The 13895-nt window shown below is 44.4% G+C and carries 9 protein-coding genes and 1 pseudogene; 6 read left to right on the top strand and 4 right to left on the bottom strand.

Annotation, left to right across the window (positions count from 1 at the left end; translation table 11 throughout):
* The 5 genes and pseudogenes from opp4B to NST45_RS03540 all read left to right on the top strand — a co-directional run bounded on the left by opp4B (position 1) and on the right by NST45_RS03540 (position 9804).
* Positions 1-963, top strand: a complete 963-nt coding sequence (gene opp4B / locus NST45_RS03520; RefSeq protein ID WP_036677612.1) for an oligopeptide ABC transporter permease — start codon at positions 1-3, stop codon at positions 961-963.
* 27 nt (positions 964-990) lie between these two features.
* Positions 991-1896, top strand: coding sequence for an ABC transporter permease (locus NST45_RS03525; RefSeq protein WP_051490985.1), 906 nt, complete (start codon positions 991-993; stop codon positions 1894-1896).
* 19 nt (positions 1897-1915) lie between these two features.
* Positions 1916-3766 carry an oligopeptide ABC transporter substrate-binding protein gene (locus NST45_RS03530; RefSeq protein WP_036677608.1) on the top strand — a complete coding sequence of 617 codons (1851 nt, stop codon included), beginning with the start codon at positions 1916-1918 and terminating at the stop codon, positions 3764-3766.
* A 292-nt stretch (positions 3767-4058) separates the two neighbouring features.
* Positions 4059-6791 (top strand): glycoside hydrolase family 9 protein, encoded by a 2733-nt coding sequence (locus tag NST45_RS03535; RefSeq protein ID WP_339824932.1) that lies wholly within the window; start codon positions 4059-4061, stop codon positions 6789-6791.
* Positions 6792-6823: 32 nt separating this feature from the next.
* Positions 6824-9804, top strand: a pseudogene (locus NST45_RS03540) (glycoside hydrolase family 48 protein).
* A 363-nt stretch (positions 9805-10167) separates the two neighbouring features.
* Here NST45_RS03540 and mnmA read toward each other — a convergent pair.
* A complete protein-coding gene (gene mnmA, locus NST45_RS03545; RefSeq protein ID WP_076141568.1) occupies positions 10168-11289 on the bottom strand; it encodes a tRNA 2-thiouridine(34) synthase MnmA in 1122 nt (373 codons plus the stop codon).
* 294 nt (positions 11290-11583) lie between these two features.
* Between mnmA and NST45_RS03550 the strand changes: the two genes are divergently transcribed.
* Positions 11584-12003: an Rrf2 family transcriptional regulator gene (locus NST45_RS03550; protein WP_036677599.1), complete on the top strand. Its 420-nt coding sequence runs from the start codon at positions 11584-11586 to the stop codon at positions 12001-12003.
* Positions 12004-12194: 191 nt separating this feature from the next.
* Here the strand turns inward: NST45_RS03550 and NST45_RS03555 are convergent, their stop codons facing one another.
* Genes NST45_RS03555 through NST45_RS03565 form a run of 3 tightly spaced genes read right to left on the bottom strand, consistent with a single transcriptional unit; the run spans position 12195 to position 13780 of the window.
* Positions 12195-12650: a GNAT family N-acetyltransferase gene (locus NST45_RS03555; RefSeq protein ID WP_076141546.1), complete on the bottom strand. Its 456-nt coding sequence runs from the start codon at positions 12648-12650 to the stop codon at positions 12195-12197.
* Positions 12651-12692: 42 nt separating this feature from the next.
* Entirely contained in the window at positions 12693-13337 is a 645-nt protein-coding gene (locus NST45_RS03560) for a YitT family protein (RefSeq protein WP_038572968.1), read from the bottom strand.
* Complete coding sequence (locus NST45_RS03565) at positions 13334-13780, bottom strand: GNAT family N-acetyltransferase (RefSeq protein WP_038572966.1); 447 nt, start codon at positions 13778-13780, stop codon at positions 13334-13336. The genes NST45_RS03560 and NST45_RS03565 overlap by 4 nt, the downstream gene beginning before the upstream one ends.
* Positions 13781-13895: the final 115 nt, after the last annotated feature.

Below are 13895 nucleotides of genomic sequence, written 5' to 3' on the forward strand. Positions count from 1 at the left end.
ATGTGGAAGATTATCGTTCGTAGAATTCTTATAATGATCCCTCAAGTAGTTCTATTAAGTATTCTTGTTTTTCTTATGGCGAAGGCGATGCCTGGTGACGCACTTTCAGGAATGCTTGATCCGAATATTGACCCGGCGGCCATTGATGCGATGAGAGAAAAGCTCGGTTTAAATGATCCATGGTACATCCAGTACTGGGATTGGATCACTAAAGCGATACAAGGGGATTTCGGCCAGTCCTTCCGTTTCAAAATGCCGGTCTCAGAGCTAATCGGTCAACGCCTGATGAATACCCTTTGGCTGGCCATTGTTACGCTGATTCTTACATACCTTATTGCTATCCCGCTTGGTATTACCAGCGGACGTTATAACGATTCGTGGCTGGATCGCTTGATAACTGGCTATACCTATATTGGATTTGCTGCACCGTTGTTTATTTTTGCACTCTTAATGGTATGGGTTTTCGGATTTCATTTTCATTGGTTTCCTACCAGCGGCAGTGTCAGTCCCGGGGAAGTTCCAGGTACACTAAGTCACTTCTGGAGTAAATTCTACCATCTGCTTCTGCCTGCGCTATCTATGGCGCTAATTGCAACGGTTGGGACCGTACAATATCTGAGAAATGAGATCATTGATACGAAGCAAAAAGATTTCATTCTCACTGCTAGAGCTAAAGGGGCTTCGGAGTCACGCGTATACAATCGTCATATTTTGAGAAACTCCTTGCTGCCGATCGCTGCATTTTTTGGATATGAGATCACTGGGCTAATCGGTGGTACGGTGTTCGTTGAAACGATCTTCAGCTATCCAGGAATGGGTTTGCTGTTTCTAAGTTCGATAACGATTCGGGATTTCAGCGTGGTAACAGCTCTTGTTCTTCTGTATGGGGTTGCTTCCATCGTCGGTGCGTTGTTATCAGACATTATTTTAAGTATCGTAGATCCTCGTATCCGGATTAAATAAGAAGATGAACACTTTGGGGTGAATGAAATGGCAAAGACGAGCGCAGAGATAGCTCTGCTGCAGGAAACTGATAAAAGTCCATCGGGCTTCAAAATTGTTTGGCGGGAGATGGTGCGGGATAAGCTGGCACTGATCTCATTGATTTTCCTATTTACGATTATTGCTGCTGTATATGGGATCTCCTTATTTTTAGATCAGAAAGAAATTGTCACGGTTGACTTGTTCGCCCTATATGAGAAGCCTTCGGCTGTGCATTGGCTGGGGACTGATTATGGAGGACGGGATGTATTCGGTCAATTAATTATAGGAACACGAAATTCCATGTCTATTGCCTTTATGGTTACTTTTTTTACGGGAATTATCGGTATTCTGGTAGGTTTAGTCTCAGGTTACTTTGGGGGAACGGTAGATAATGTCGCGATGCGTATTGTGGATTTCTTCATGATTCTACCTTTTCTAATGATTGTTATAGCTTTTGTCAGCGCAGTGCCTAAGTACAATACATTGACCTTCTCCTTTATCATGACAGCATTTCTTTGGATGGGGATTGCCAGGCTAATTCGTTCCAAGACATTGCAAGAGAAGGAATTGGATTATGTTCAGGCATCTAAGACCCTAGGCTCCTCCAATCTAAAAATTATGTTCACGCAAGTTCTGCCGAACTTAAGCTCTATCATTATCGTAACGATGACCTTGAATCTGGCAGCTAATATTGGATTGGAATCAGGCCTATCCTTTCTAGGTTTTGGTTTTCCAGAAAGTACACCCAGTCTGGGTACTCTAGTAAGCTATGCGAGAAATCCGCAGACCCTTGAGTTCAGATGGTGGATCTGGTTACCCGCATCATTGCTGATCCTGGTATTGATGTTGAGTATAAATAATGTGGGTCAAGCGCTTAAACGTGCGACCGACGCAAGACAAAGAAAAGGATAATAAGGGAGGAAATGATTAAATGAGAAAAGCCATTCGTTCAAAAGCTTTACTAGTTTCATTAATGTTTGTAATGTTGTTCGCTCTTGCGGCTTGCGGCTCCAAGAACAACAACGAAGCGGCTGAATCAACAGCAGCTCCTAGCGCCAGCGCACCTGCGGCAACTGCAGAAGCAACGGCCGCGCCTGAGGCAGAAGACGGACTTTATAACATTAAAGATTTTAGTAACGTTAAGACTAACCAAGGTGAAGCTATTGACGGAGGGACAATTACATTTGGACTTGTTTCCGATAGTCCATTTGAAGGTACTTTGAACTGGAACTTCTATTCTGGAGATCCAGATGCTCAAGTTCTGAACTGGTTTGATGAAGGTTTGTTAACTTGGGATAAAGACTATGTATATACTAATGATGGTGCGGCTACTTATGAAGTTGCAGAAGATGGACGGACGTTTACCTTTACGATTCGCGACAATGTAAACTGGCAGGATGGTAAGCCAGTAACGGCTGAAGACTGGTTGTTCGCCCATGAAGTTATTGGTAATCCTGCTTATGATGGTCCTCGTTATGGTTCTGACTTCACTAATATTGAAGGCATGGATGAGTACCATTCCGGTAAAGCCAAGACCATATCCGGGATTAAAGTGCTGGGTGATAAGAAACTGCAGATTACTTATAAGCAATCTACACCTTCCTTGTTAACGGGTAGCGTATGGATTTATCCATTAGCCAAACATATCTTTGGCGGCATGGATGTTGCCAAAATCTCCTCTTCCCCTGAAGTCCGCCAAAAGCCAATTGGCTTCGGAGCTTTTAAAGTAGAGAGCATCGTTCCTGGTGAGTCTGTAGTATTTGTTAAGAATGAAGATTACTGGCGCGGAGCCCCAAAACTGGATAAAGTAATTTTGAAGGTTATCAACCCAACAACGATTGTACAAGAACTGAAATCTGGCGGAGTTGACTTGGTGGATTCCTTCCCTATTGATCAATTCCCGGATAATGCAAAGATGTCAAACGTTGAATTCCTGGGTGCGGTTGATCGTGCTTATACGTATATAGGCTTTAAGCTTGGTAAATGGGATGCAGAGAAAAAGGTTGTTGCAACAGATCCTAAAGCTAAAATGGCGGATGTAAATCTGCGTAAAGCCATGTGGGCTGCCGTAGATAATGATACTGTCGGTAAGAAGTTTTATAATGGACTTCGCTGGAATGCGACTACGTTGATCCCACCTTCCCATCCTGAATTCCATGATGCTTCCAATCCAGGTGTAGCTTATGATCCAGAAGCAGCTAAGAAGATCCTGGATGACGCTGGTTACAAACTAAACGGTGAATTTAGAACGAATCCAGATGGCAGCGAGCTGAAGATTAATTTCATTTCGATGACTGGTGGAGACATTGCTGAGCCGCTGGCTCAATATTATGTACAATCCTGGAAAGCGATTGGTCTGAATGTAACTTTGGAAATGGTAGAGTTTAATACCTTCTATGATCGCATAGGTCAAAATGGTGAGGATGATCCTACTGTTGATGTGTACCAAGGCGCTTGGGGTGTAGGGATTGACGTTGACCCATCAGGTCTGTATGGCAAAGATGCAATCTATAACTTCCCGCGTTACTCGAGTGCAGAGAACGATCGTTTGCTCGCCGAAGGGATCTCCGAGGCTGCATTTGATGTAGACAAACGTAAAGAAATCTATAAAGAGTGGCAACAATTTATGGTTGATGAGATTCCAGTATTCCCAACACTTTATCGTGCTGTAATAGTGCCGGTTAATAACCGCGTCCTGAATTATTGGGCTGTTGGTGATGGAGTTGAAATCTATTATAACGACATTGCGGTTTCTGCAGATAAAGCTGCGGTAGCTCAGTAAGAGGGTATTAATGAACAGCAGTTCAAGGAGAGATCCTGAGCTGCTGTTTTTTATTTTTCATTAAATTAACAATAATTCCTATATTTTGTGCATTATTTACTGTAAAAATATAGTGTTTTAATGAAAGATATGGTATATTTTGGGTGAGGGCGAAACTTTCGCTTAAATATAGCTCTTAGAGAGAGGTGAGTGGATGATCGCAATGACGGGTACCTGATTCAAGTGAGGGAGGTGTTACGGGACTGAGGTGTAATCTTTCTTGTGGCATTCACTGAAGAGAGGGGCAGTAGAAATGATCAAGAGGTATAGGAAACAAGGACTGGTGTTCAGTTTGTTGTTTACGCTTACATTTTGTTCAAATGCTGCATTTCAACCGGCGATAGCAGAGGCGGCGGCCGGAGACTACAACTATGCGGAGGTTCTTCAAAAATCTATTTATTTCTACGAAACCCAGCGGTCTGGTGAATTGCCAGATAACAATCGGGTGGAATGGCGGGGCGATTCCGGTCTTTTGGACGGGGCGGATGTGGGACATGATCTGACTGGTGGTTGGTATGATGCCGGTGATCACGTTAAATTCGGTCTGCCTATGGCTTATTCTACGACGATGCTGGCGTGGTCGGTTTATGAGTACAAGCAAGGATATGAGGGGTCTGGGCAGCTGGAGGAAATATTAGACAATATTCGCTGGGCAACCGATTATTTTGTAAAAGCTCATACTGCTCCTAACGAGCTGTGGGGACAAGTTGGTAACGGAACAACCGATCATAATTGGTGGGGACCCGCAGAAGTCATGCAGATGCAGAGACCTTCCTACAAAATTGATGCCACTCATCCCGGATCAGATCTTGCCGCAGAAACAGCTGCAGCGTTAGCTTCAGCATCCATTATTTTCAGGGATACGGATGCCGTATATGCGGACAAGCTGCTGCTGCATGCTAAACAGCTTTATAATTTTGCTGACACTTACCGCGGCTCCTATTCCGATAGCATTACCGATGCCAAACAATATTATAATTCTTGGAGCGGTTATGCGGATGAATTGAGCTGGGGGGCTGTCTGGTTGTATTTGGCGACTAACGATCAGCAGTATCTCAATAAGGCTATTGCAGCAAGTGATCAATGGGGAACGAATCAGGCTGGAAACTGGGGTTATCAGTGGACGCAGTCTTGGGACGACAAGCATTATGGCGCTCAATTACTGTTGGCACGAATCACCGGGCAGACCAAGTTCATTCAATCCACTGAACGGAATATGCAGTATTGGACGACTGGAGTGGGTGGAACAAGTGACCGTGTTGCCTATACACCTGGCGGACTAGCCCATCTGGATCAATGGGGCGCATTGCGTTATGCAGCCAATCAGGCTTTTATGGCCTTCGTTTACTCGGACTGGGTGAGCGATCCGGTGAAGAAAGATACGGCGCGTTCTTTCGCGGAGAGACAAATTACGTATATGCTTGGCGACAATCCACGAAACAGCAGTTATGTTATCGGTTATGGTAATAATTCTCCTCAGCATCCCCATCATCGAACCTCACATGGATCATGGAATGATAGTCAGACCGTTCCGGTAAATCATCGCCATGTCTTGTACGGAGCGCTAGTTGGAGGCCCGTCCAAAACAGACAGCTACAACGACTCCATTAACGATTATGTCTCGAATGAAGTTGCAACCGATTACAATGCAGCTTTTACAGGAGCTATTGCAAAAATGGTGCTGCTGCATGGACAAGGGCAACAGCCGCTTGCACAATTTCCACCTGCAGAGACACGTGAAGATGAGATGTTTGTCGAAGCCTCTGTGAATGCTAGTGGCAGCAACTTCGTAGAGATTCGAGCATTGCTGAATAACCGTACGGGCTGGCCGGCACGGGCCAGTAAAGAGATGTCTTTTAACTACTATGTGGATCTTAGTGAAGCGATAGCGGCTGGTTATGCTCCTGAGGATATTACGGTTACGGCGGGAGGCTACAATCAGGGTGGAACGGTGTCTGCACTTCAGCCTTACGATGCAGCTAACCATATCTACTATACTAAGGTTGATTTTACAGGTACTTTAATTTATCCGGGTGGACAATCTGCTCATCGTAAGGAGATTCAATTCCGAATTGCAGCCCCGCTGAACACTAACTTCTGGAATAATGCTAATGATTTTTCATTCCAAGGTGTGGCAGCTCAAGGAGCAACTCCTGTTAAAACAGCGAACATTCCGGTGTTTGATGCAGGTGTGCACATGTATGGAGAACTTCCAGCGGGTGGTGGACAACCTGGAGAACCTCAAGTCCCTGCACGTCCGACTAATGTTCAGGCAGTAGCAGGTAATGGGACTGTCCATTTGACTTGGAATGCCATTAGCGGGGTTAGTGAATATACCGTTAAACGCAGTGAAGTGAGTGGAGGCCCGTATACGGTGCTTGAGAATGTCATGGGAACGGATTACATGGATAGTGGACGGGTGAACGGAACCACTTATTATTATGTGATCACTGCCACGAATAGTGTAGGGGAGAGCTTGCCATCTATACAGGTTAGTGCCAAACCCCAAGAAACAACACAGCCCACAACGGGGAATTTGAAGGTGCAATATCGTACGAATGATACGAATGCCAGTGATGGACAGCTGCGCCCTCAGTTCCGAATTATGAATACAGGAACCGAGTCTGTGGCACTTAGCGGCTTGAAGCTGCGTTATTATTTCACTGTGGATGGGGATAAACCACAACAGTTTCATTGTGATTATGCTGTAGTGGGCAGTGGTAATTTAAGCGGCAGTTTTGTTAAGCTGAATCCCGCCAGTACGGGCGCGGATTATTATCTGGAGATTTCTTTTGGTGCAGGGGCTGGAAGCGTAGCGCCTGGTGGAGATAGCGGCGAGATTCAGGCTCGCACCAATAAGACGGACTGGACGGCTTACAATGAAACGGATGATTATTCCTACAGCGCGGTTCAGCAGACATTTGCCGATTGGAATAAAGTTACACTTTATCAAGGTGAAACACTTGTATGGGGCTTAGAACCATAAATATATCCAAGAGAGGGAGCTTGCCTAAGATGATGAAATTGAGCTTAATAAAGAAGCCTGTTTCTGTAATGATGGCCGCAGTCCTGTTTCTCTCACTCATGACCGGTCTATTTAATTTTAGACCTCAGACTGCTCACGCTTCTACTACGGAGCAGACGCGATTTCTGCAATTATATGCGCAGCTAAAAGACCCCGCAAATGGTTATTTCTCTGCTGAAGGAGTACCTTATCATGCGGTAGAGACCTTGATGAGTGAAGCCCCTGATTACGGACATATGACGACCTCAGAAGCTTACAGTTATTGGATGTGGCTTGAGGTACTCTATGGTTATCACACAGGGGACTGGACTAAGCTGGAATCAGCTTGGGACAACATGGAGAAGTATATCATCCCTATTAACGAAGGTGATGGCAAGGAAGAACAGCCAACCATGAGTTATTACAATCCGAACAGCCCGGCTACGTATGCAGCGGAGCATGCTCAGCCGGATCAGTATCCAAGTCAGCTAGGTGGCCAGTATACAGCAGGTAAAGATCCGCTAGATGCTGAATTGAAGGCGACGTATGGCAACAACCAGACCTACTTGATGCACTGGCTGGTAGACGTGGACAACTGGTACGGCTTCGGCAACTTGCTGAATCCTACGCATACAGCCGCTTATGTGAATACATTCCAACGGGGTGAACAAGAGTCCGTTTGGGAGGCGGTCCCTCACCCGTCTCAAGATGACAAAACGTTCGGAAAAGCAAACGAAGGCTTCATGAGCCTGTTCACAAAAGAAGCTAACGTGCCTTCCGCTCAATGGCGTTACACGAATGCTACAGATGCCGATGCACGGGCAGTACAAGCAATGTACTGGGCTAAAGAGCTCGGCTACAACAATACAGTGTATTTGAATAAAGCTAAGAAAATGGGCGATTTCCTGCGGTACGGTATGATAAATACTTCCAAAAAGTAGGAAGTGCAGCTACTGACGGCACACCTGATGCCGGGACTGGCAAAGATTCCAATCAATATCTTCTGGCTTGGTATACCGCATGGGGCGGTGGACTTGGAGCTACAGGAAACTGGGCTTGGAGAATCGGGGCGAGCCATGCCCACCAAGGGTATCAGAATGTCGTGGCTGCCTACGCACTTTCTGATTCGGATGGTGGTCTGATCCCGTCATCAGCTACAGCTGGACAGGATTGGGAAAATTCTCTGAAACGTCAATTGGAATTCTATACTTGGCTGCAGTCCTCTGAAGGGGCAATTGCCGGAGGAGCGACCAATAGTTATCAAGGCGCCTACAAGGCTTATCCAGCCGGAACCAGTACTTTTTATGGCATGGCATATGACGAAGCTCCAGTCTACCACGATCCTCCATCCAATAACTGGTTCGGGATGCAGGCATGGAGTGTGGAGCGGGTAGCAGAGCTGTACTATATCCTTGCTTCTAACGGAGACACTACATCTGAAAACTTTCAAATGGCAAAACAAGTTATAGAAAATTGGGTAGATTGGTCTAAAGATTATGCCTTTGCCAACAAACGTCCAGTTACGGATGCTGAAGGTTACTACCTGAACAGTCAAGGTAATCGAATTCTTGGAGGAGACAACCCACAAGTGGCAACAGTCTCTGCACCAGGAGAGTTCTGGATTCCAGGTAATGTGGAATGGACAGGACAACCTAATACGTGGAATGGCTTCAGTGGTTCTGCAGCAAACAGTAACCTGAAAGCCGTAACTAAGAGTCCAAGCCAAGATACAGGTGTACTGGGCAGCTATATTAAGGCACTTACCTTCTATGCGGCTGGCACCAAAGCTGAACATGGCAGCTACAGTACTCTGGGAGGAGAGGCTCAGGTACTGGCTAAATCTTTGTTAGACACGGCATGGGGTTATAACGATGGAGTTGGTATTGCAACTACCGAAAGCCGTGGAGATTATTCTCGCTATTTCACTAAAGAAGTCTATTTCCCAAGCGGTTGGACAGGTACATTCGGCCAAGGAAATACGATCCCTGGTTCATCTACAGTGCCTTCCGATCCAGCTAAAGGCGGAAACGGGGTATACGCAAGCTATACCGATATCCGTCCAAATATCGTGAATGACTCCAAGTGGCAATATTTGCTGGACAAATACAATACTTCTTTTAATAAAGTGACTAAAACTTGGGACAATGGAGCCCCTGAATTTACCTACCATCGCTTCTGGTCGCAAGTAGATATGGCAACTGCTTATGCTGAATACGATCGACTGATCAACAGCAGTGTGCCTACTGAGCCAGTAGCTCCAAAAGCACCTTCCAAACCAAGTGTGGTCGCTGGTAACAAAGTTGTAGATCTTAGTTGGAACAACGTAACTGGAGCTACTAGCTACACTGTGAAAAGAGCTGCGACAACTGGTGGCCCTTACAGCGATGTGGCTGTTGTCACTCAGGCGACTTACAATGACGCTTCAGTGGTTAACGGTACGGATTACTACTACGTAGTTAGTGCTTCCAACGTGGTTGGAGAGAGCCCAAATTCGCTTGAGGTTCATGCCAAGCCTATTGATGTGCCGATTCCGGTACAAGGAGATTTGCTGGTGAAATACCGGACAAGTGATACCAATCCGGGAGATAATCAGTTCCGCCCGCAGCTGCAAATTGTTAACAATGGGGATACGGCTGTAGCGCTTAGCGATGTAAAGCTGCGGTATTATTACACGATTGATGGCGATAAACCTCAACAATTTAATGTTGACTATGCTAACATCGGTGGAAGTAATATACAGGGAACATTCGTGAAGGTGGACCCTGCCAAAACTGGAGCGGATTATTATTTAGAAATCTCCTTCGGCGCAGGTGCAGGCAGTCTTGCACCGGGAGCCAACACGGGTGATATCCAGATCCGGGTCAACAAAACGGATTGGAGCAATTACAACGAGGTTGGAGACTACTCTTATGATCCTGCCAAAACATCGTACACGGAATGGAATCATGTGCTGTTGTATTTGAATGGTGATCTAGCATGGGGACTTGAGCCTTAAAGTCTAAATAAGGGAAGCCCTAGCCATTTGGCTGGGGCTTTTTTTAGTAATTGGCTAGTTAGCGACTGCGACTAAATGTGGCTTCATATCCATTTTAATTGTATTTCCTACAACTAAAATACACCCTAGCCGCGCCAACGTAATTTAGTTGCACTTCATACAACTATTTATCAGTATATGGGTATTTATTGAGGTATAAGCTCAGTTTAACTGTACAATATACAACTAAAACCCAAAAAGAAATAAAAAAGCACGAAATAGCTGTATTAAATACAACTATTTCGTGCTTTTGGTATGTTAGTTAGATATTGTGAGTTACTACGATTACTTGTAGATAGGCTTTTATAGAAGCTTGGCTTACATTCACACTTGTGCTGAAGGAACAACCTTCTGCGCGTATTCTATCGTTCCGCCGCCGAGACATTGCTCGCCGAGATAGAAGACAACGGCTTGACCAGGTGTGATAGCTTTTTGTGGAACATCAAAGGCTACATTTATTGTTCCATCTTCACGCGCTGTAAGGGTCACGCCTTGATCTGGCTGGCGATACCGGAACTTGGCGGTGCATTTCAGCGGCTCTTGCCCAAGCTCTTGACCGTCAATCCAGTTAACACCGGAAGCAATCAGGCTAGTAGAGTACAGGCTATGGTGCTTGTCTCCTTGTACTACATAAAGAATGTTGCGGCTAAGGTCTTTCTCAGCTACAAACCACGGTTCGCCGTTGCCAGAGCCACCAATACCAAGGCCTTGGCGTTGGCCTAACGTGTAATACATAAGTCCGTCGTGGCGGCCTTTGATCTCTCCAGTTACTATGTCAACCATATCGCCAGCTTGTGCCGGGAGATATTGACTGAGGAATTCGCGGAAGTTGCGCTCGCCGATAAAGCAGACGCCTGTGCTATCTTTTTTCTTGGCAGTGTAAAGTCCTGCTTCTTCAGCAATTCTCCGCACTTCAGGTTTCGGCAGATGTCCAATAGGGAACATTGTTTTAGAGAGTTGATGTTGCCCCAGTGCATTCAGGAAATAGGTTTGATCCTTATTGTTGTCTACGCCGCGGAGCAGCTTGTACACACCATCTTCTTCTATAACACGTGCGTAATGTCCAGTTGCGACATAATCGGCACCAAGCTGAAGAGCTTTGTTCAAAAATTCTCCAAACTTAATCTCGCGGTTGCACATGACGTCAGGATTTGGCGTCCGGCCGGCCTTATATTCATCGAGAAAATAAGAAAATACCTTATCAAAGTATTCCTTCTCGAAATTAACGGTATAGTAAGGAATATCAATCTGCTCGCATACGCGGCGAACATCCTCTGCATCGCTTTCGGCCGTACATACTCCGAATTCGTCGGTATCGTCCCAGTTCTTCATGAAGATGCCGATGACGTCATAGCCCTGCTGCTTGAGCAGAAGCGCCGTGACGGAGGAATCGACCCCTCCGGACATGCCGACGACGACACGGGTGTCTTGTTTTGCTTTTGTCATCGTAATCACCATTTCTGTACCCAAAATACCGGTCATTCATGGAACACCCGGCTCAAAATGTATTATAACATACCTGTCTACTCTAAACCTCTGAAATAAGAGACTGGAAACAACAAAATGTCCACCTGGGGTGAACATTCTCGTAAAATGTTTCGTTTACCATTTCATTTGTGACTTCGGATATGATAACATAAACTGAGAGTAATTATCGGAATACCTTGATATGACAATCAAAATGACTTGCCGAATCAATAGTATACAATAATCAGACATTAAACTGAAAGAGGTGCCCCTTTGAAAATATCAACCAAAGGTCGTTACGGACTAACAATTATGATGGAGCTTGCACTGAAATTTGGTGAAGGACCAACTTCACTTAAGAGTATCGCTGAGAAAAATGGTCTTTCCGAGCATTATCTGGAGCAACTAATTGCTCCTCTGCGCAATGCAGGGCTTGTAAAAAGTATTCGTGGAGCATATGGCGGATACATTTTGTCGCGTGAGGCGAACGCTATCACTGCCGGTGATATCATCCGTGTGCTGGAGGGCCCTATCTCTCCTGTAGACTTCACGGAAGAGGACGATGCAGCGAAACGGGATTTATGGTTGCGTATTCGTGACAGCATTGCCGATGTGCTGGATTCCACAACACTTTATGATTTGATTAACTACAAAGAAGAGAGTTTGGCTGACAATTACATGTTTTATATTTAGTCCTCGAATGAAAGATATTCCAAAAAAAAATGTGTCAACGTTTAGGCTCCCATTTGGGAGTCTTTTTTTATCTGCGATTCTATTTGTTCTTACGCTTATTAAAGAGCGCGATCCAGCAGCAAGAGGCTCCGATGAACGCTGCGAGAATCGGTATCCATTGATTAGTAGTCAAATTAGCATCTCCATAGTGCTTATAATTCTTTCGTCATAAAAACACTATAGGGGTCTTCAATGTAATCTGCAAACGGACTGCAGTATTCAAATCCATATTGTTCATATAATTTTCTAGCTGCTTCGAACCCTTCAGTGGATCCGGTTTCTAAGCTCAGCCGCCGATAGCCTTGTTGCTTAGCTTCCTTAATGATATGGGCAAGCATTTTAGATGCAATGCCCTTCCTAAGATGCTTGGTAGAAGTACGCATGGATTTGATTTCACCATGATGGCTACCCAGGTCTTTAAGAGCACCGCAACCTAAGAGTTCGCCCTGCTCCCAGGCGCTCCAGAAGGTAATTTCAGGTGTTTTTAATTTATCTAAATTCAACGCATGTACACTCTCTGGCGGGGATTGCTCAAACATGCTCTGCAGATGTTCACTGATCAATGCTATGATTTCGGTTCCGGTTAAGTTATCGATTCTAAACTCCATATTATTCACTCCCAATGATAAGATTATGGTTTGCTCTATATATCATATTTCTTTAGCGGAGTCCGCTGTTGTATGTTGTAGCAATCGGTCCAAGGCTTTCTGTATAAGTGGCATAAAGTAATTAAGAATTAAGCCGCCTAAACAAATGGTAAGTAGAGTGCCAATCCCAATAGGCCCATTGAAAATAATGGCGGCAAATAAGAAAACCAGATAAATGATTGTTTTAGTAAATAGTATACTAAGCCTAGTTATCGTTTGCAGTACTAATGTTAGTCGGTCCACTGGAATCGGTGCGAAATTTGCGTACAAATAAATGGATGTACCTAATCCAATTGCGATTAAGCCTAAACCATAAAAGGCGATTTTACTGATCCACAGATTAGGCTCGATCAGATTGTTTAACAAAAAAAGCCACATATCGATACCAATGCCTGCTATAAATGCAGTTACCAACCCTAATAATTCTGGTCTTTGCTTGGATAAACATGAATTACATCCAATCAATAGGCATGCGATCAGCACTTCCCAACTGCCTACTGTAAGACCGACATTTTGGGATAGACCGACTAAAAGTGCATCAAAAGGTGACGCTCCAAGATCGGAGATTATTGTTAGTGAAACGCCTAGGGTTAAGATGAAAATTCCGCAAGTGAAAATGGAAAACGTAGTTACACTAAACTTCTTCATTCTATTGAAGCAGAAAGATCTTTAATCATTAAAAGATGAGGGATGCCATCCTCCATAAATTCAGTAGATGAAGCCCGATAACCAAGTTTCTTATAGAACCCCTCTGCCTGAGTTTGCCCGTGCAATTTAACCTTTTGATGCCCCTTTTCAACCACGATCTCTTCTAATGCAGAAATAATTTTTTTCCCAATTCCAAATTTACGATAAGGTTCTAGGATGCAAATACGCTCTAACTTACCTAATCCATCAAGAAAGCGGATCCTTCCTGTGGCAACTGGTTGCCCATCATAATAGGCGAGAACATGCTCACATTCTCCATTCAGCGTATCGAATTCATCAAATTCATCATTAAGGGGTACGCCTTGTTCCTCAACAAATACTTTTTTTCTTATTGAAAATGCAGCTTCAAGTTCCTCGATTAGTGTAATTCTTTTAAGATTCATTCTTGCTTACTCCATTCTGTATTTGTTTTTTTTAGGAAAAACGTCATAATGAATTAACGACAATTATAAGTATATATATAATCAATATTGTTGTAAATACAACATTATTGGAACT

It is taken from the genome of Paenibacillus sp. FSL R7-0163 (assembly GCF_037969975.1).
Classification (GTDB): Bacteria; Bacillota; Bacilli; order Paenibacillales; family Paenibacillaceae; genus Paenibacillus_AQ; species Paenibacillus_AQ odorifer.